Genomic DNA, 18,090 nt, shown 5'->3' on the forward strand with positions numbered 1-18,090 from the left:
GGGGAAAAGGTCAGGTACCACATCCACATCACGAAAAACCTCACCGCACCACCGGCAACCATACCGCCATTTCCGAATGCCCCCGGTTACTCCAGGCGTAGTACGGAATGAGGCGAACGGTGGTGGATGTAGGCTTGGGCGTTTGGAGCGGTCGGTAGAGTTGCTGGTTCCATTTCTTGGGCGTTAATGGGCGAGCTTTCCCTTCCAGCACCATCACCTGTGTACCTTCCACCCCCAGCGGCTTCGTTTTCCAGGTCGTTTCGGTTAATAAAGCCACCTGATCCGTGGGTACGGAAGGGTTATCTACGGATTCCAGGCAGTACACCAGTGGTCCGCGTTTCACGGCCACCTGATTGCGGGTTTCTTCCACCAGCGGGTTGGATTCCATCAATTGTACAGGCATGGGCAATTTGATTTCTACCACATCGCCTGCTTTCCAGGTTCGGCGGATTTCGGCGTACGTGCCGGATGTCACGGACTGCGTTTTCCCGTTTACGCTCAGTGTGGCTCCCGTACACCAGCCCGGAATCCGTACAAAAAGCGAATAGACCCGAGTCGGCACTTTCTCCATGCGTACTTTGATCGTACCCTGCCAGGGATAGTCCGTTTCCTGCGAGACGACCAGCGGCGACCCATCGGGTAGCTTCGTATTTAACCGATTACTACCGTATAAATTCAGCCATAAACCCTGATCTGACGTACTATACAGATAATTACTGACCTCGGCAATCGTCCGGACGGTATTCGGCGGACAGCAGTTGGACAAGGCGATGTACGGCGAACGGCCCCCCATCCAACGCATCTGGTACGGGTACGCATCCGAAGCCCGCAACGGGTTGGTGTAGAAGAACTTCGTTCCGCCCAGATCAATGCCCGAAAGAATGCTATTGTACAAAGCCAGCTCCATCACATCCGCGTATTTGGAATCGCCCGTAATTTGTAGCATCCGGTAATTCCAGAGCAAGTTTCCAATATTCGCACAGGTTTCATTATGGGCCGACAGGTTGGGCAACTGGTAGGCTTTCCCGTAGGCCTGATGAATTTTCTGAACGGTATCCGGCTGGTACGAAGTGCCCTCGGGCGATACGCCATCGTACAAAGCTCCGCAACCACCCGTGATGTACATCTTGCGGTTGACGACATCGTCCCACACCAGATCGAGTGTAGACAGCAGCGTACTATCGCCCGTTTCGGCGAATACGTCAGCGGCTCCGGCAAAGAGGTAATTGGCTCGTACGGCGTGCCCAATCACTTTCTTCATCTCGCGAAACGGTACGCGGTCGGAGTTGTCGTCCGTACCTTCACTCATCCCCCGAATATTGATGAGCTTCTGGGCCAGAGCCAGGTATTTCGGCTCGTGCGTAGTCCGGTACATTTCCGTAATGCCCATGTAGTGCGAAGGACAGATGGCGTTACGGGCCTGCTCAGGACTGGCTTTGGTATAGAAATCAATCAAAAAATCAGTGGCTTTTCGGGCAATGTCGAGAAAGCTCGTCTGCCCCGTAGCCCGGTAATGAATGCAGGCGGCGGTCATCAGGTGGCCGAAGTTGTAGGCTTCAAAACTGAGTTTATCGTCAAACATCTGCTTCTTGCCCGTCTTCTTTTGCTCGATGATCGCTTTCGTATAAATGTATCCGTCGGGCGTTTGAGCCTTGCCGATGACAGCAATCGCCTCGTCCATGTGCTTTTTCAGCTTCGGATCTTTGGTCAGGGCGTACATACTCGCCACCGATTCGAGCGTCTTATAAAAATCACCATCGTGAAAAGAAGGTCCTTTGAACACTCCGGCTGAACGCCAGCGGCCACTTCGAAATTGCGGTAGGCGTGACTGACGTCCGCGTCGGTGTAGGTTTTCCAGAGCTGAGGTACCATGGAATCCCGGCATACCCGGAAGCGGTCGGCCCAGAAGCCCGTCGTCCACTGTACGGCATCGAGATCCAGGCTACGGAGGCGGGAAAATTTACTTTGGGAAGTATTGACCAGACTGTTGGTCTGGGCCAGACTGAGGGTACTGCAACCCACCAGTCCGGCGATGGAAATACGGCGAATGAGGTTAAGCATGGTAAGCAGGCACTTTAGTACGAACAAACGCGGATACAGGGCGTAGATCAAAAGTAGACGATTACCGACTGGCAAAGCTCCGGGAATTTTACCAGAGGCTGTAGGATGTTAGCCTGTTTGCCGGGAACCGTTTATTTTTGAAGGCAATCAGCGGCACCGTACGCCGCCTGTCTTTTACTCGCATGTAGTTATGAATCAACGACGGCCCATTCGCGAACAGGAACTCGCACTCATCCACCATATGCTGCAACACGTACAGCTTAATCCGGCAGACTATCCCATTGATGAACTGGTGGAAGAATACGAAGGTGGAAAAATGGGTAGCATTTCGCTCGGCGGTAATCCCGAAGCCTACGCGGGTGACGTGGTACAGGTCAATTACATCGACTCCGATCAGACGCCCGTCGTTATTACGCTTACGAAGGACGAACACAATCGCCTGCTGGATCTGGATTTCTGGAAAGTGGATTTTTCAAAATTACTAGAGTATCCTACACCGGAGAAGGTGGTGTTTCAGTAATTTGCTTAGACGTGGAAATTGGGACATCCGACCTTAGCCAAAATCCCTTCAGAACACTAAAAAGCTGGGTTGATTTCTCAACCCAGGCTTTTTAGTGTTCTGTTTATTAGTTAGCTGACGAACTCAACCTGTTCATCGAAGCTTTGAAGTTCTTCAGCATTTCATCCAAGTCAAATTCTGAGGGATCCATGGTTGCCAGATATTTATTATTCGTCTCCATATTCTTCTGTATGTCAGCGTATAACTCTTTCGGCATTCCCTTCTTAACAAACGCTTCTTCACTCATTTTAAATACCATCTGATTTTGCTCAACGACCATATGATCCGCTACGATTTTGCTTAATTGAATGAGCATTGTCTGCTGTTCCGGCGTCCGTAAATGATCCGGGGCTTTGCGGGCCAGGTTATAGTCAGAAAAGGTATACCCTACTTTCTGACTTGTTTTTACACCAGAATTACGTCCGCTCCTGCACGCAACAAAGCCTACCGCAATAGCCAGGATCAAGGTTATTTTTCTCATAGACTTCCAGTGAAAAGGGTTACGTATTTGCTGTGCGTGAGCCTTCATCAATTAAATACTGGCATGACTGCAATACGAATAGTCCCGTTTTGGTGAAGAATTCCTCTCAGCAAGCGTGCCTGAGTAGCGTCTACTATTTTTATTACAATTATAACTATTCACACTTTAAATATAACTAAATACAATAGTATTTTATAGGCCTTCACATAACCATTAGCGATACATTCATGTAAAGAAAGTTTTTAATCATCTCCATTCGTCTTTATAGTAAACGAAGAATTAATTCTTTTACTAATTGGCTGTTTTACGTTAATAATCAGAGCAATGCGAGTAATTAGTCTATATAGTTTCAAATAATATTTTACAAAATTTAACCCTAAACCCTGGGTAATTGACGGAAAGGAATTTTACTGAAATGGGCTTCTAAAACATCTCCAAAACTTTAAAATTTATTATCATTTAATAATCAATTAAGCAAATTCCTACAAGCTCTGCACGGAAAGGAATTATTTTCAGCATTTCACTCGGTTTATTTGGTATCTAATTCATAACGCAATAATTTCCTGACAGGTTGACTTTTTGAAATCAGCCATGTCCCTTAAAATGTATTGACTATAAGCAAATTATACGTTTAATAGATATCAGAAAGATTTGCTTTCGGAGTCATGAAAGAAGTAAAATTTAAGCACCTACACTTAAAAAATTATCATTTCATGATTGCCGCTTCATACATATACGGATACAAAGCTGAACAGTCGTCGCCAGACTGTACCTTATCAAGACAACCTCATTGCTAAATATGATCCATGATGACGGCCTTCACTCCTGAATAGCTCAGGATAAAGACCTGATCCAATTAAATCGCCAAGTCCAAGGAGCTTATTATTCACCCATGCAAACCTTTATTAATGTCACGATGCTAGCCGCATCCGGTGAAGGAAAAACTACGTTTTTATCTTCAATGGATGATAACATCCGCCGCGATTTGGCCAGTAGTATTGGTTTAAACCTAACCCTGGATTCCCAGTTAGCTGCCCAGTTAGATCAAAATAGGGAGAAGCTCATTGCCTCGCTGGGCAAGGGCACCATTACTTATTTCGATGGAATTCAGTCAACGGATGCTGTATCCACCTATCCGTTAGAAATTTCTCACAAAAACTCAGAGCCTTTTCTGGTCGTTTCGTTCCGTGATATTCCGGGAAACTGGATTACGGATGATACGGAAAAAGTCGTCAATTTTATTCAGGATTCTTCCGTCATTGTCATTCCCATCGATTCGTCAGCCGTCATGAACGACATGGAAGAATGTAAAAACAATGTCCAGAATCTATTGGATGTATTGAAGCTGGGGCTAGAAAAAAATCCGGATACAAAACTGGTTCTGTTCATTCCAACCAAATGCGAAACGTATCTGGTCAATGATACGCTGACCAAGGACTTAACGCTGAAAATTCATGAAGTGTACCAGAAAATTTTTGACTTTCTGGGTCTTCAGGATAACCTTAAATCAGCGATCATTCCCATTCAAACGTTGGGTAATGCTTCATTCATGTATCACAAAAAGGTACAAATCCTGAATACGGAAGTATGGAAGCCTGTATTTAGTGTTACGCAACGCAATCAGTTTAATCCCCAGAATATTGAATATCCTTACCTCTACTTATTTTCCTTCATTTTCGAGCAGTATTATTTGAAAAGAAAGAAAGGCCTGATGGGCTTTTTCAGAAACCTGTTTAAAGAACTTAACTACCTGAAATCTACGAACGAACGATTGCACTCGCGGTGCCTGAACTACAGTAATCTGAAAGTACTCAGGTAGCCGCTTTTTTGTTTCGTTCAGAAATCACACGGACGGCTAATTTCCAGAGCCAGCTCAGGCAGGGTTACTGGCGACGGAGCGTCGTCAGGTAATCTTACTGGATTGTTTTGTGCCTGATCAAAAGGATGACTGGATTTTCGGATTCTCGCTGTGTTTTTCTTACATTTTTCTTATTGAATTGACTCCATGCCTAATTTCATAGTATCCAATATCCAGCAGATCATCCAGAAGCGGGGGCAGTTTGCGGATAAAATCACGCAGGACATGCAGCGGCTCGCTTTGATGAGCCACTCGATGTCAGTGTTGGAAAATGTTAAACTAAAAATATCGGATCATGCGTCTGACCAGGTCATCCAGGCCATTGATCGGGCTAATTTGCCCACGCTTCTCAAGCGAATTGAAGAAGAACAACAGTATCTGGTTCAGCTCAGTCAGCGATTTTCCCGCAAAAGCATCAGCATTGGAGTCATTGGCAGAGCCCGCCAGGGAAAAAGCAGACTGCTGCAAAGCCTGTCCGGACTGAATTCCCAGGTCATTCCCGACGGCAATGGCCCGCACTGCACGGGCGTCATGAGTGTCATTGCCAACGATAGTCACAAAGCCCGGGCTCTGGTAGAATTTCACAGCCGGACGAGCTTTTTCCAGTCAACGGTATCTCCTTATTTTCAGGAACTGGACTTGCAGTATAGTCCGGCCAACCTGGCTGAGTTCGTTTCGCAGGCCTTACCGGATCAGCCCGAGGATACCAGTCCGGTTACCGTAGCCCGTTACCAGAAGCTCCAGGAAATTCACCGTAACTTTTCCTCGTTCAATCACTTACTGACGGGCCTTACGCAGGAAGTTCCCCTGCATCAGGTGCGGCAGTACATTGCCCAGGTGAACGAAAACCGCGAGGCCAGTTACGCCTATCTGGCCGTTAAACAGGTGCATATTGACACGCCTTTCCCCCTGGCGGAAGCAGGCCCGATTACGCTGATTGACATGCCGGGACTGGGTGATACGGGACTGGTCAATGAGCAGAAATTGATTCGGTCGCTGGCCAGTGATATTGATTTTATTCTTTTTGTCCGCAAACCTGATGCGTTGGGGGCCGTCTGGGAACCCGCCGATCTGGACCTGTATCAGTTCTGTGAAAACTCCCTTGAACAGATGGCGATTCCGGGCATCAGCCTGCCCGCCTGCTCCTTTCTGCTCCTGAATCATACCAAGACCTTGACGGACAATGCCCGGAACTGCCAGGATTTAAAAGACAGTACGGATCGCAACGGTTTGTTCTTTAGCAAGATCGTTACGGTAGACTGTGCCAGTGCCGGGGAAGTTGAAGAAAACGTACTACGGGCTGTTCTGGAAGATATGCAGGATAAACTCGATGACTGGGATCAGCAATATGCTCTGGAATACCAGCGGAAAATGACCAGTATCGATGGAGCCCTTCATCAGGTAATTAACTATTTTAACGGAATTTTTACTCCCCCCGACGATATGACGGATTTCGCCACTTTCAAAAGCTTATTCAATACCCTTTGGCAGGAATTAACCAATGCCTGTGAAGAAAACCTGAAAGAACTCAACGCCCTGCGGGATTCGCCCAACCTGCAGATTCAGGAAAAATTCGATCAGATCAAGCAGTCGTGTCTGGAATATGCCGCCAATCTGACCATTCGGGATATTGAATTGAGCCGTAATGCGTTAGGCTCGTACAATAAGACGTACGAAGAATATCTGAACGAGCACCGCACGTTCATCACGAAAGAGTTTCTGAAATTGGGTGATACGCTCAATGACGTGATCCATCAGGTGCGTCAACGCATTTTTGATATTCTTAAAACGGAAGGTCGTCTGGCGGGCCTTGTTCACCCTCATGAATCTTTTGAGGTGAGTCTGTTGCGGGAGCTGGAATCCATGCCTTCGTTACACCTGCCCGTACAATCGTTCGCTCAGTTCCAGTTGTCGTATTTAGGTTTTCTACACTTCCGGATTCGGGAACACCTGGATATCCTGACGCCGGATTATGTCTCGGTGCGGCTGTCCCGGGAGGATACGGCCGAAGACATTCGTAATTACATCGTCAGCTCCGTGGAGGCCTGTCTCTACAAGATTCAGAATGAATTCGACGTCTGGGCGAAAGACCTCAATAAAATGTCTTTTGCATTGGTGGAAGAATTGCTCGATCAGTTATTCAAGGCTAAAAATACCAAGGACAACTGGGAAATTTTCTATCAGCGGAATCGCGTGCGAATCTGGGTGGAAACCTACGAAAAGATCAATTTCAACCAGCAGGTGCTTCAACAAAGCAATGAACAGGTCGATCAACTGAGAAGTTACCTCTCCACGCATAAAAATTAACCTCACCAGCGACTTGGCTCGTACTTAGAAAACCTCATCAGGTCTGTGATCTGATGAGGTTTTTTTCGTTAATTCTATCCAGATCTGTAAGTATTTAGAACGCTACTTTCACTACGCATCGCGTACTAGCGAGCCCAGCGATACGCCAGAGAGAAGCCACCGTGCAGGCCTGCCAGATTCATTCCTCCCCTTTCGTTATCGCCAGTATCGCTGGCTAAAGAGGACAGGTAGATGCGTTGGTAGGTGTACGCTTTATGCCGAAACCCAATCCCCAGAAACGGGGTGATGTACACGGCCTGATGAGCAGAGAAGGAAACCAGTTTTCGATTCAATCCTACCAGTATTTTTCCTCCCCAGACATCCATTTCTTCGCTTTTTCGGGCCCGAACATAGGTACCCTTTGGATTGAGGTACTGTTCATCCAGGCGATTCAGCCACCAGTACCGCATAAATAGCTCCGCCGAGACGTAAAAGGATTTACGGGTATCCAGATAGTAGCGGGGGCTAAGGGAGAACTTAACGCCCTGATAATACGGATTAGCCATATTTTGCAAACGGTAATCAGCCGTCATGATTCGCATTAAATCCGCCACCTCTGACGTACCGCTGGACTTGCGAAACCGGTATCCAGCCCCCAGTCCAATGGTCAGTTTTTCCGTCACGGGAAACTCGTATTCTACCACCAGCTCTCTACACAGCAATTGCAAAGGTTGGATTCGCAAGTACTGATTCCATACCGTATCCGATTGGGCGTACACACTCGTCGAGACCGTGAGTAATATCCATAAGCCTAGTTTGGGTATGAGTTTCATAGGGATTTGATTGGGTTCATGTATACTGTTTAGCTTCGAGACCATCAGCGAAGGCGATACGCCAGCGATACGCCCAAATGAATACTGGGCGACAGGCTGACAGTACCCCTCTCTTTCTGGTACGTTACGGGGGTATCCCCCAGGGTTCCGTCCCAGGTTTCATAGGTGTAGGTTTTGGACCGAAGTCCGAAACCTAGGAAAGGAGTCCAGTACACCGGATTTTTGCCTAGTAAGAACAATTTGCCATTCGTACCTATCAGTAGTTTTCCTCCCCAAACATTCATTCGTTCGGTTCGTACTGCGTCAAAACGGTAGCCTTCTGTATTATCAAATTTAGCCTGTACGTTGTCAAACCACCAGTGTCTGAAAAACAGCTCGGTTGCCAGAAAAAAGGTTTTGCGGGCATTCAGATAATAGCGGGGCGTAATCGAAAACTTTACGGCCTGATAATGGGGATTTCCCATATTTTGCAGGTTATAATCACCCATCATCCCCAGAGCCAGTCCTTTAATTTCGGGCGAATGACTAAATCGGCGAAATCGGTACCCGACTCCTACTTCGAGGGTGAATTTTTGAGTGAACGGAAATTCATAGCCCACCACCAATTCCCTAAACAAAAGCTGTAAGGGCTGTAGCCGTACGTAGTGATTCGTTAGCGTGTCCGACTGGGCAGAAGCCCGGGCAGCGAACGCCAGCAACAGGACGAGTAAGGATTTATGCATAGGTGAGGGTTCTTTTCGTCAGCAATATAGTACCTCCCCGCTTCATTCTTTGCCAGTCCTTTTATACTAGCGTTTAGATGCCTAGATTTGAGCATTCGTACACGACCATTAATCCGTTCAAACCTCTATGCTGCGTACCCTTACGCTGGTTATCCTTACCGCAACCAGTCTCTCCGTTTATGCCGAAGACCGCAAGCCAGCGGTTGCTCCGGCGGCTACGTCTCTCGAAGGACGCTGGGATCTAACCGTTCAGTCGGGAAACAACACCATGCCCTCCTGGCTGGAGGTGACACATTCGGGTCATAACACGCTCGTAGGCCGGTTTGTGGGCAGTAGCGGCAGTGCCCGTCCCATTTCCAAAGTGACATTCAACGACGGGAAACTTAGCTTCGCCATTCCTCCGCAATGGGAACGAGCCACGCAGGATCTGGTTGTAAACGGAACGCTGGAAGGCGACAAGCTCAGTGGCACCATGACGACGCCTGCGGGCCAAACCGTTTCCTGGACGGGCGTACGGGCTCCTTCGCTGGCCCGCACCAAACAGCCGAACTGGGGCAAATCGATGGATCTATTCAACGGAAAAGACCTGAAAGGCTGGAAGGCCATGGGCCAGACCAATCAGTGGGTGGTGGAAAATGGTGTACTGAAAAGTCCCAAATCCGGCTCGAACATCCAGACGGAGCAGAAGTTTTCAGACTTTAAACTGCACCTTGAATTCAAGTATCCCAAGGGCAGCAATAGCGGCGTATACCTGCGGGGACGCTATGAAGTACAGATTGTCGACAGCAAAGGACTTGAACCACAAATTGACATGCTGGGTGCCGTCTACGGTTTCCTGGTTCCGAATGAACTTCCGGAGAATGACGCAGATCAGTGGCAGAGCTATGACATCACGCTCATTGGTCGCCGGGTAACGGTCGCCTTAAACGGAAAAATTATCATCTGCGACACGACCATTCCGGGTATTACGGGGGGAGCCATCGACAGCAACGAAGCCGAACCGGGTCCGATTTACCTCCAGGGCGATCACGGTCCGATTGAGTTTCGGAATATCCGGATTACGCTTCCTAAAGAATAAATTTCCCTGGTCCGTAGCTTCGGCTACGGACTTCTTTTTTCCTGACCATTCGTCCCCCTCCCGAACCTCTTTCTACGTTTTGGCTTCCTTTTCTGCGTATGCACAAACTCGCACCCCTGTTTTTTCTATGGCTGGGTATACTGACCAGTCAGGCTCAATCTACGTATCAGAAAGACTGGCATCAGTTGTACACGGCGGTTCAGCAACTTCCTTCGTACCGCGAACAGATGAAAGGCGAATCCAAAGTGGCCTACGCTTTGGGTGCGGAACGGCTGAAAAACGTTCAACCGACTTCTGACTTTCAGGAATTTTATACCTTATCCCAGCTTCTGTTGCCTTTCCGGGACAATCACCTGGCTTTTTACCAAAATCCCAAACAAGCCATTACCAAAGAAATGCTCGTCGATTCTGCCTGGATTACGGCATATCGGCAGTCGGAATCTTTCCTGGGTTTCCCCCGGGTTACTCTGGCCCGGGATTCCCTCGAAGCCGTGTTACAAAACACCGCCTTTGATCAGGTTGAAGGCGTGTATCACTACGAATCTTACCTGCAGGTGGGAATTTACCGAACTGCCCGGAAGGACAGTTTGCTCGGCGTTGTTCTGCATTCGCGGTTACCGCACTGGCAGCCGGGACAGCTTGCGTTTATTCTCAGGGAATTCAAGCCGGATCATTTCCGGGCGTACCACGCTCACCTACTCCAGAAAACGTTTTTGCTCGTTAAAAATGAAAAATTCATTCCTGGACGGCTAACCGAAACGCCCTGGAAAAAAGAGTCCAAAACTCCGGATTACGTGAATTATTCGGGCAAGGTTTTTGAGTTAAAAGCTCTAAGCGATCAGGTCCAGTATCTACACCTGGGTAGCTTCTCAACGTCTCCGCAGGAACTTCTCAAGTCAGCCGCCTTTTACGACCGGATCAAGGATTCCCTGCACGCTCCCCAGCTGATCGTGGATCTTCGCAATAATGGCGGCGGGGGATTTAAAGCGTCCCGTAAATTTCTTCACTTGTTGCAACGCTACACCCGCCGGGGTACCGTTTATGCACTCGTCAATCACCGAACGTTTAGCAACGCCGAGCAGTTTGCCCTTGAACTTCGGAAACTCAAACGCGTAACGCTACTGGGCAGTACTACGAATGGGACACTCACGTACGGTAATAATTACGGAAAACGCATGGCCTTGCCCAGCGGCAAGTACACGCTTTACCCTACCGACATGAAGGATTCGGGGCATTACCAGCGGTACGAAGAAGTGGGAGTCGCACCGGACATTTTACTGGATTACAACCGGGACTGGACGGAACAAACGCTGAACTATATCCGCCAGACCGCCAACCGATGAATCCTTTTGCCTGGATGAGCCGGTAAGTTTTTCTTTCGCGGCTTTACCTTGTTTAGTGACCTCAGTACCCACGTCAGGCTTGCTGATTCATCCAAGCAGAAGGTTTCTGAAGGGACGGTCAGGGCTTGAAATAATACTGCCGCAGTAACTGCATAGCTTCGGTTTCATCTTCGGCACAGGCTTGGCAAAAGGTTCCTACACCATCGACGGGCCCTTCGTAGTGCCAGGAAAAAGTCTTTGCTGCGTACTTCCCCTTCAAATCATACACCCGTAGCTGATTCCCTTGCGGGGAAAGCAGTAGAACGAGTTGGTTGGGAAACCGTACCTGAAAATGGGTTTTATCCTGTTTTACGTAGCGTACGCGAAGTGTCTTACGATCCTTGCCGTACACGTACTGAATTTCAGCGGGTTGATTATTTTTTACCCAGAACGAGAATTCTTCGTAATTCTCCTGCCCGGGTGTACCGTAGGAAAAATTAGCTACGCGGTCATCGGCGGCCCGCACGCCCAGCGTAAGCATCAGAAAGGTGAGTAGCGTTTTCATGGGTTTAAGGTTTTGCTGATTCGATACAAAATTGATACCATTCACTCTAGTGATGGCTTCGATTCTGTACTTACCACCGAAAGAAAAAAGCGTACAGAAACGAGCCTACCAGAACAAATTCCACCAGCCAGACGTAGAGTACGTTACGTTTTAGCATTCCCCAGATGATGATGTGCACGACCACTGCTCCGAACAAAAGTGGAACGCCGAAGAAAAATTGTAGTACGTTGTTTTCTTCCCCCAGATGCAGTAGACCCTGACCAATGATGAGCAGTCCGGCTCCGGCCATGAGGGTGAGTGGGGTTACGAATTCAAATAGCTTTTTCATGGAATAGAGGTCGGTTTTGACTTTTGTTAGAAAAAATAATACCTATGCCCAGGGTTCACGACAGGCATTCCTAAGCTTTCTTAGCTAATTCTGATCATTTCTCCCTGAAATGAATAATCTTGGCATCGAAATTTTACAGAACTAAACGTTCAACTTTTACACTACTATCTATCTATGCGTTGGTTAGGAGGTCGCGAAAGCGATAATGTCGACGACCGTCGGAGCAGTGGCTCTGGTGGCCTGATCATTGGCGGCGGCATTGGTACCGTCGTCATTGCTTTAATTGTTACCCTGTTGGGTGGCGATCCTTCCAGTATCTTAGGCAATCAACAGGCTACGACGCAGGCTCCCGTCGATCAGCAGGCCGATGACGCCGCCGCTCAGTTTACCCGTCGTGTACTGGCCAGTACCGAAGACGCGTGGACGAAGATCTTCGCCGAACAGAATGCTCAGTATCCCAAGCCGGTACTGGTCATGTACCGGGGCGTAACCTCCTCGGGCTGCGGTACGGCTCAGAACGCCATGGGGCCTTTCTACTGTCCGGCGGATGAGAAAGTCTACATCGATCTTTCGTTTTACGATGAACTGGCCGAGCGTTTTCAGGCTCCGGGGCAGTTTGCCATGGCCTACGTCATTGCCCACGAAATCGGTCACCACGTCCAAAAACAGATGGGTACGACCGACAAAATGCAGGCCATGCGACAACGGCTGAGCGAAAAGGAATATAACCGTTTATCAGTACGACTGGAATTACAGGCCGACTTTTACGCGGGCGTATGGGCCAACCGGGCTCAGGGCCAAAGTGTAGCCCTGGACGAGAAAGACATTGAGCAGGCCATCAACGCCGCTCATGCCATTGGCGATGACAAGATTCAGGAAGAAACGCAGGGCCGCGTCGTACCGGATGCTTTTACGCACGGTAGTTCGGCCCAACGCGTGTACTGGTTCAAAAAAGGGTTGAAAACCGGCGATATTAAACAGGGAGATACGTTCAACAGCAACGAAGACGCCAACCTTCAGTAACGTCATTTCTGTTCACCAGAGGCTGCTATGGATTTTTAAAGAATCTGTAGCAGTCTTTTTTTATTCCCTTCTCAATCCCATTGTTTGGCTACGCTTACCCAATTGAATTCTTTATCTTGTTGCATGAAAAAACCTCTTCTCTTCATTCTCACGCTCTGGTTGAACACCAGTTTTGCTCAATCAACGTTACCCCGCATCGCCATCGCGGGATTAGGTATTGAATCCAGTACATTTTCGCCCGCCGTCACGCACGAAGAGGCATTTCACCCCAAAACGGGTGATCAGGTCTTTACCTCCTACCCTTTTCTGACGCCCGACTCGCCCCTGCGGCAACAGGCTCAGTGGTTTCCTTCGCTGGTTGGCAAATCCATTCCCGGCGGAGCAGCTACGCGGGAGGCCTACGAATCGCTCGTCACGAAAATGCTGGACCTGCTCAAGCAAAACGCTCCCTACGATGGCCTGTACCTGGACATTCACGGAGCCATGAGCGTACAGGGCCTCAACGATCCCGAAGGCGATCTCATTACGCGAATCCGGCAGGTGGTGGGGTACAAAACCTTGCTATCCACCTCAATGGACTTGCACGGTTGCGTGACCAAACGGCTAGCCCAGAACACTGACCTGATGACCTGTTACCGCATGGCCCCCCACGAAGACGCCATGCAAACGAAAGAACGGGCCGTCCAACACCTCATCGACCGCCTGAAAAGTGGGAAGGGCAAACCCGCCTACAAAGCCTGGATTCCCGTACCCATTCTCCTACCCGGTGAACAAACCAGCACCCGCATCGAACCGGGCAAAAGTCTGTACGCCGAAGTGGCTCCCCTCGCCGACAATAACCCCGGTATTGTGGATGGCGGCATCTGGATCAGCTATGCCTGGGCCGACGCTCCCCGCAATCACGGCGTCATCATGATGGTGGGCGACGATCAGGCGAAAGTGGCCAAAGCGGCCGAGAAGCTGGCGAAGCATTTCTGGGACGTTCGCTCGAAGTTCGATTTTGTGGCCCCCGTAGGCAAGCTGGATGAGGTACTGTCGAAAGCCATCGCCAGCCAGAAAAAGCCCTTTTTATCAGCGATACGGGCGATAACCCAACGGCCGGAGCTGCCGGTGATGTGACCTGGACAATTACGGAAATCCTGAAACGTCCGGAGTTTCGGAAAGCTGACGGTCCGACGCTGATTTACGCCTCCATTCCCGATCCTGCTTTTGTGAAGAAAGCCCAGGCTGTGGGTGTCGGTGGCTCGATTGAGGGTACGGCCGGAGCCATCGTCGATCACCGCTTTGCCAAACCTGTAGCGTTGAAAGGTACGGTTGAATCTATCGTGGAAGGCGACCGGGATGCCGTGGTAGAAGTGGTAGTGAAAGTCGGCAGCGTACACGTCATCGTGACGCAGAAACGCAAACCCTATCATAAAGAAAAGGACTTTACCCGCCTGGGCCTCAAACCCCGCGAAGCGGACATTGTCGTCGTAAAAATCGGTTACCTTGAACCCGAATTATACCACATGCAAAAAGACTGGATCATGGCCCTGACGCCCGGTGGCGTCGATCAGGATCTATACCGTCTACCCTACAAACACATCCAGCGTCCCATGTATCCTCTGGATAAAAACATGAAAACGCCGAATCTGTCGGCTCAGTGGATTCCGGTGTCGGGGAAGTAACTGTATTCCTATCGAGCTATTGGGTGAAGCTTGGTTTCAGCAATGGAAGAAGTCCATGGTTTCAGGCGTCACCTGAAACCATGGACTTCTTCTTTTTCCAATTTTATATCCGCTGATCCCGATTTACAATCGGGATCTTAGGGGTCCAGCGTCTCCGACGCGTTATTCCGCCCCACCAATCCGTTCGTCGCAACAAAGAGCGGCTTCCCCTTACTCCGCTTCCACAAAACGACGTTCAAATTTCTGATACTGCCGTTCAAATGTCGTCTCGTAATTCTGGGCCAGCGTTTCCAGTTTCGCTTCGCGTAATTGCTGGACGATCCGATTCATCTGAAACAAATTGACCCGTATATCCTCGCGTCGCCATTGCTGGAAAAGTAGTAATTCAGGTTTTCATCGCAGCGTTTCATCATCGTTTGAGCCATCTCAAGAGCTTTCTGTTTTTCACCCACGGAAATCAGGGGCCCAATGAAGCTCGCTGAAATCTGATCGTAGGGAATTGCCTGATCCGGCATCACCTCCAGACAACGATGCAAAGCCGCTTTCGCCGTATCCAGCTTTCCTTCCTGAATCAACTGGGTCGACAAGCGATAAAAAGCCAGTCGGGCCGAAACGACGGGTATGCCGCGAATGGTATCATCGTGGTAGACATCCGGGTTGTTCATACCCCGCCAGGCCATTTTGTGCATCATTTTATCGTACATCAGTTCCGTATTGACGAACCCATCGGTGGCTCCGGCTACCTTGAACGGCATCAGTCGATACGCGTACCCTTCGATTTGCATAAACTCTTTCAAACCCAGATAATTCGCCGGCGAAAGCGTCGAGGCAAAGTACACGGGTCGCTTAAACTGATTCTGAGCGATAATATCCAGTTGAATCAGCCGATCCTTGATGATGTCGTTCGTACCAAAATCCCAGGTCATCCGGTCTTCCGTAAACAACGGCTCCATACCCTTCGCCACCACTCCCGATTTCTGAATGGTATCCCGGTCCAGCTTCAGCGAGAAAACCCGCGAAGGCAACACATTGATCGTTCCCAGCGACGTTTCGGCCTGAATGGCGGGGTTGTTTTCACGAACCAGTTTCAGATACTCCGTTAGATCAATGCCTTGCTTTACATTCGGATTTTCCGAGAAGATGATCTGATCGTTGATACCCGTCCGGAAGTTGTCCATCGCCAGTGAAATCGGCAACGGCTCCGATCCATCCGCTGGCTCCTTCATTTGCTGAATGTACCATTCCGTACCCAGTAGCGAAAGGCAGCACACGCGTACATCGGTTCGAAAACCTTCGACTTCCTGCACGTACCAGAGCGGGAACGTATCATTGTCGCCTCCGGTAAACAGAATCGCATTCGGGGCACAGGAACTCAACAGATTTCGGGCAAAATCAACGGCCGTATACCGATGGGAACGGTCGTGATTATCCCAGCTTTTTGCCCCCATCAACAGCGGTACACCCAGGGCCAGTGCACCCGCCAACGATCCGGCCAGTACCTGATGTTTCGTGATTTTCTGAACCAGATTTTGCAGGGTCAGTACGCCCAGTCCGGCCCATAGAGCGAAGAAATAAAACGACCCCGCATAGATGTAATCGCGTTCGCGAGGCTCTACGGGTGGAGCATTCAGGAAAAAGACCAGAGCCAGGCCCGTCATCAGAAAGGCAACAGCAATCACCAGCCAATCCTTATCCCGTTTGGTAAACTGCGTGAAAAAGCCCATCAGTCCCAGCATCAGCGGCAGGTAATAAAAGTTATCGTGTCCTTTGTTCGTACGAATACTTTCGGGCAGAGCCACGCTTTTGCCCAGCCGGGGGTACCAGTCGGCCCAGAGCTGATCACTTTCCCGACCCACGAAATTCCAAAGAAAGTATCGCATGTACATAAAGCCCATCTGACGACTGAACATGTACTGCAGGTTCTGAACGAACGTAGGCTTCTGGTACCGCGAGGGGTCCGTGGGGTCTTTGGGTAAGCCCAGCGAGGCGGCATACAGGTCGGCATGACCGGGCAGCTGCGAGCCCATGCGGGGCAGGAAAGACTGCTGGTCTTTTTCCCAGATGTAGGCGGGTTCGTAGTCGTAAATCTGGTAGCGACTACCATCCGTTTTATACTGGGGTTTACCCCGTTTAAAATCCGTGACCCGAGCCGTAAACTGCGGTCCGTATAACAAGGAGCGACTTCCGTACTGATCCCGATTCAGGTAATGCAGGTAATTGATGAGATCAGAAGGGTTGTTTTCATTGATCGGCGTATGAAAGTTCGACCGGATCACGATGGACGTATACGAGCCATAACCAATCAAAATAAACAGCACCGAAAGCAGAGCCGTACTGAGCACGGGGCGTTTACGTTGCTGGGCGAAATAAACGCCGTAGCCCAGAGCCCCAAACACCAGCAACAGCCACACCACTACGCCCGAATGGAACGGGAAACCGAACGAATTGACTAGCAAACGATCCGTAGCAAAGGCAAGAGTCCCAAGACCGGAAAGCATCCCTCCGTTGATCAATCCGACCAGTAAAACCCCGACCAGTACCGCTCCTATGCTTTGTAAAAATGAAGGATTCTGCTTTTTACGGTGGTAATAAACCAAAGTCAGGGCTGGCAGAATGACCAGATTAACCAGGTGTATCCCAATGGAAATACCCGTCAGATACGCAACCAGAATAAGCCAGCGGTTGGCAGCCGCTTCCTCTTCGATCAGCTCCCATCGCAACATGGCCCAGAAGACCAGAGCGATCAAGAATGAAGACAAAGCGTATACTTCCGTTTCTACCGCTGAAAACCAGAAGCTATCGCTAAAGGTGTACAGCAGGGCTCCAACCACGCCCGCTCCGAAGATGCCAATGGCTTCACTGGCAGATACGGTAGCCGCCGTTTTACCGACGACTTTACGGCCCAGTAAGGTCAGCGTCCAGAACATGAACAGAATGGTACCGGCACTGGCCAACACCGATACCATGTTGACCCAGTACGCGACCTGCAATGGATCACTTCCCGCCAACAGCGAAAACAATCGACCCAACATCAGGAAAATCGGTGCTCCGGGCGGGTGCGGTACCTGAAGTTTGTAGGAGCAGGCAATGAATTCGCCACAATCCCAGAAGCTGGCCGTGGGTTCGACCGTAAAAGCGTACGTAAAGAAGGCAACGGCAAACATGCCCCAGCCTAACCAAGTGTTGATACGTAAAAAGTTTTTCATAAGGTACAGCGAACATGTGAAAGGCTACGATAAGCAGGCCGAAAGTAGAACGCCGTACCAACGCTCTAAAAACCAGAACGTTAATAGTTGTTAAGAGCTAT

14 protein-coding genes and 1 pseudogene are annotated in these 18,090 nt (G+C 49.5%); 7 read left to right on the forward strand and 8 right to left on the reverse strand.

What is annotated here, in order from left to right:
- Window positions 1-40: 40 nt before the first annotated feature.
- Window positions 41-1,783, reverse strand: a complete 1,743-nt coding sequence (locus BWI93_RS03500; RefSeq protein ID WP_255157695.1) for a glycoside hydrolase family 127 protein — start codon at window positions 1,781-1,783, stop codon at window positions 41-43.
- Window positions 1,708-2,061, reverse strand: a complete 354-nt coding sequence (locus BWI93_RS28465; RefSeq protein ID WP_255157696.1) for a hypothetical protein — start codon at window positions 2,059-2,061, stop codon at window positions 1,708-1,710. Before BWI93_RS28465 ends, BWI93_RS03500 begins: the two co-directional genes overlap by 76 nt.
- A 190-nt stretch (window positions 2,062-2,251) precedes the next feature.
- Here BWI93_RS28465 and BWI93_RS03505 point away from each other — a divergent pair, with 190 nt between their 5' ends.
- Window positions 2,252-2,581, forward strand: a complete 330-nt coding sequence (locus tag BWI93_RS03505) for a hypothetical protein (protein WP_094808777.1) — start codon at window positions 2,252-2,254, stop codon at window positions 2,579-2,581.
- 106 nt (window positions 2,582-2,687) lie between these two features.
- Here BWI93_RS03505 and BWI93_RS03510 read toward each other — a convergent pair whose 3' ends face one another.
- Entirely contained in the window at window positions 2,688-3,101 is a 414-nt protein-coding gene (locus tag BWI93_RS03510) for a hypothetical protein (protein ID WP_094808778.1), read from the reverse strand.
- Window positions 3,102-3,993: 892 nt separating this feature from the next.
- Here BWI93_RS03510 and BWI93_RS03515 point away from each other — a divergent pair.
- Together BWI93_RS03515 and BWI93_RS03520 are read left to right on the forward strand one after the other, a co-directional pair.
- Window positions 3,994-4,920, forward strand: coding sequence for a hypothetical protein (locus BWI93_RS03515; protein WP_141217340.1), 927 nt, complete (start codon window positions 3,994-3,996; stop codon window positions 4,918-4,920).
- Between the two features lie 186 nt (window positions 4,921-5,106).
- Complete coding sequence (locus BWI93_RS03520) at window positions 5,107-7,266, forward strand: dynamin family protein (RefSeq protein ID WP_094808780.1); 2,160 nt, start codon at window positions 5,107-5,109, stop codon at window positions 7,264-7,266.
- A gap of 125 nt (window positions 7,267-7,391) precedes the next feature.
- Here the strand turns inward: BWI93_RS03520 and BWI93_RS03525 are convergent, their stop codons facing one another.
- Together BWI93_RS03525 and BWI93_RS03530 are read right to left on the reverse strand one after the other, a co-directional pair.
- Window positions 7,392-8,078 (reverse strand): hypothetical protein, encoded by a 687-nt coding sequence (locus BWI93_RS03525; protein ID WP_094808781.1) that lies wholly within the window; start codon window positions 8,076-8,078, stop codon window positions 7,392-7,394.
- A gap of 44 nt (window positions 8,079-8,122) precedes the next feature.
- Window positions 8,123-8,800, reverse strand: coding sequence for a hypothetical protein (locus BWI93_RS03530; protein WP_094808782.1), 678 nt, complete (start codon window positions 8,798-8,800; stop codon window positions 8,123-8,125).
- 127 nt (window positions 8,801-8,927) lie between these two features.
- Between BWI93_RS03530 and BWI93_RS03535 the strand changes: the two genes are divergently transcribed.
- Both BWI93_RS03535 and BWI93_RS03540 read left to right on the forward strand, forming a co-directional pair.
- On the forward strand, window positions 8,928-9,878 hold the full coding sequence (locus BWI93_RS03535) for a DUF1080 domain-containing protein (RefSeq protein ID WP_094808783.1): 951 nt from the start codon (window positions 8,928-8,930) through the stop codon (window positions 9,876-9,878).
- Between the two features lie 98 nt (window positions 9,879-9,976).
- Window positions 9,977-11,221 carry a S41 family peptidase gene (locus tag BWI93_RS03540; protein WP_094808784.1) on the forward strand — a complete coding sequence of 415 codons (1,245 nt, stop codon included), beginning with the start codon at window positions 9,977-9,979 and terminating at the stop codon, window positions 11,219-11,221.
- A gap of 118 nt (window positions 11,222-11,339) precedes the next feature.
- On the opposite strand, the gene BWI93_RS03545 is transcribed toward BWI93_RS03540, so the two are convergent.
- Together BWI93_RS03545 and BWI93_RS03550 are read right to left on the reverse strand one after the other, a co-directional pair.
- The gene (locus BWI93_RS03545) at window positions 11,340-11,765 is read right to left on the reverse strand and encodes a hypothetical protein (protein WP_141217341.1); all 426 of its coding nucleotides are present in this window, start codon (window positions 11,763-11,765) and stop codon (window positions 11,340-11,342) included.
- 70 nt (window positions 11,766-11,835) lie between these two features.
- Entirely contained in the window at window positions 11,836-12,093 is a 258-nt protein-coding gene (locus BWI93_RS03550) for a hypothetical protein (RefSeq protein ID WP_094808786.1), read from the reverse strand.
- A gap of 174 nt (window positions 12,094-12,267) precedes the next feature.
- Here BWI93_RS03550 and BWI93_RS03555 point away from each other — a divergent pair, with 174 nt between their 5' ends.
- Both BWI93_RS03555 and BWI93_RS03560 read left to right on the forward strand, forming a co-directional pair.
- Window positions 12,268-13,116: a neutral zinc metallopeptidase gene (locus BWI93_RS03555; RefSeq protein WP_094808787.1), complete on the forward strand. Its 849-nt coding sequence runs from the start codon at window positions 12,268-12,270 to the stop codon at window positions 13,114-13,116.
- A gap of 123 nt (window positions 13,117-13,239) precedes the next feature.
- Window positions 13,240-14,783, forward strand: a pseudogene (locus BWI93_RS03560) (M81 family metallopeptidase).
- A gap of 326 nt (window positions 14,784-15,109) precedes the next feature.
- Here BWI93_RS03560 and BWI93_RS03565 read toward each other — a convergent pair.
- A complete protein-coding gene (locus BWI93_RS03565) occupies window positions 15,110-17,989 on the reverse strand; it encodes a DUF2723 domain-containing protein (protein ID WP_141217342.1) in 2,880 nt (959 codons plus the stop codon).
- Window positions 17,990-18,090: the final 101 nt, after the last annotated feature.

It is taken from the genome of Siphonobacter sp. BAB-5385, from assembly GCF_002261125.1.
Classification (GTDB): domain Bacteria; phylum Bacteroidota; class Bacteroidia; order Cytophagales; family Spirosomataceae; genus Siphonobacter.

Excerpts from the sequence above, each read along its gene's own strand:
- BWI93_RS03525 (WP_094808781.1), bottom strand. The coding sequence starts at position 8,078 with ATGAAACTCATACCCAAACTAGGCTTATGGATATTACTCACGGTCTCG.
- BWI93_RS03565 (WP_141217342.1), bottom strand. The coding sequence starts at position 17,989 with ATGAAAAACTTTTTACGTATCAACACTTGGTTAGGCTGGGGCATGTTT.
- BWI93_RS03515 (WP_141217340.1), top strand. The coding sequence starts at position 3,994 with ATGCAAACCTTTATTAATGTCACGATGCTAGCCGCATCCGGTGAAGGA.
- BWI93_RS03535 (WP_094808783.1), top strand. The coding sequence starts at position 8,928 with ATGCTGCGTACCCTTACGCTGGTTATCCTTACCGCAACCAGTCTCTCC.
- BWI93_RS03520 (WP_094808780.1), top strand. The coding sequence starts at position 5,107 with ATGCCTAATTTCATAGTATCCAATATCCAGCAGATCATCCAGAAGCGG.
- BWI93_RS28465 (WP_255157696.1), bottom strand. The coding sequence starts at position 2,061 with ATGCTTAACCTCATTCGCCGTATTTCCATCGCCGGACTGGTGGGTTGC.
- BWI93_RS03555 (WP_094808787.1), top strand. The coding sequence starts at position 12,268 with ATGCGTTGGTTAGGAGGTCGCGAAAGCGATAATGTCGACGACCGTCGG.
- BWI93_RS03530 (WP_094808782.1), bottom strand. The coding sequence starts at position 8,800 with ATGCATAAATCCTTACTCGTCCTGTTGCTGGCGTTCGCTGCCCGGGCT.
- BWI93_RS03505 (WP_094808777.1), top strand. The coding sequence starts at position 2,252 with ATGAATCAACGACGGCCCATTCGCGAACAGGAACTCGCACTCATCCAC.
- BWI93_RS03510 (WP_094808778.1), bottom strand. The coding sequence starts at position 3,101 with ATGAGAAAAATAACCTTGATCCTGGCTATTGCGGTAGGCTTTGTTGCG.
- BWI93_RS03550 (WP_094808786.1), bottom strand. The coding sequence starts at position 12,093 with ATGAAAAAGCTATTTGAATTCGTAACCCCACTCACCCTCATGGCCGGA.
- BWI93_RS03545 (WP_141217341.1), bottom strand. The coding sequence starts at position 11,765 with ATGAAAACGCTACTCACCTTTCTGATGCTTACGCTGGGCGTGCGGGCC.
- BWI93_RS03540 (WP_094808784.1), top strand. The coding sequence starts at position 9,977 with ATGCACAAACTCGCACCCCTGTTTTTTCTATGGCTGGGTATACTGACC.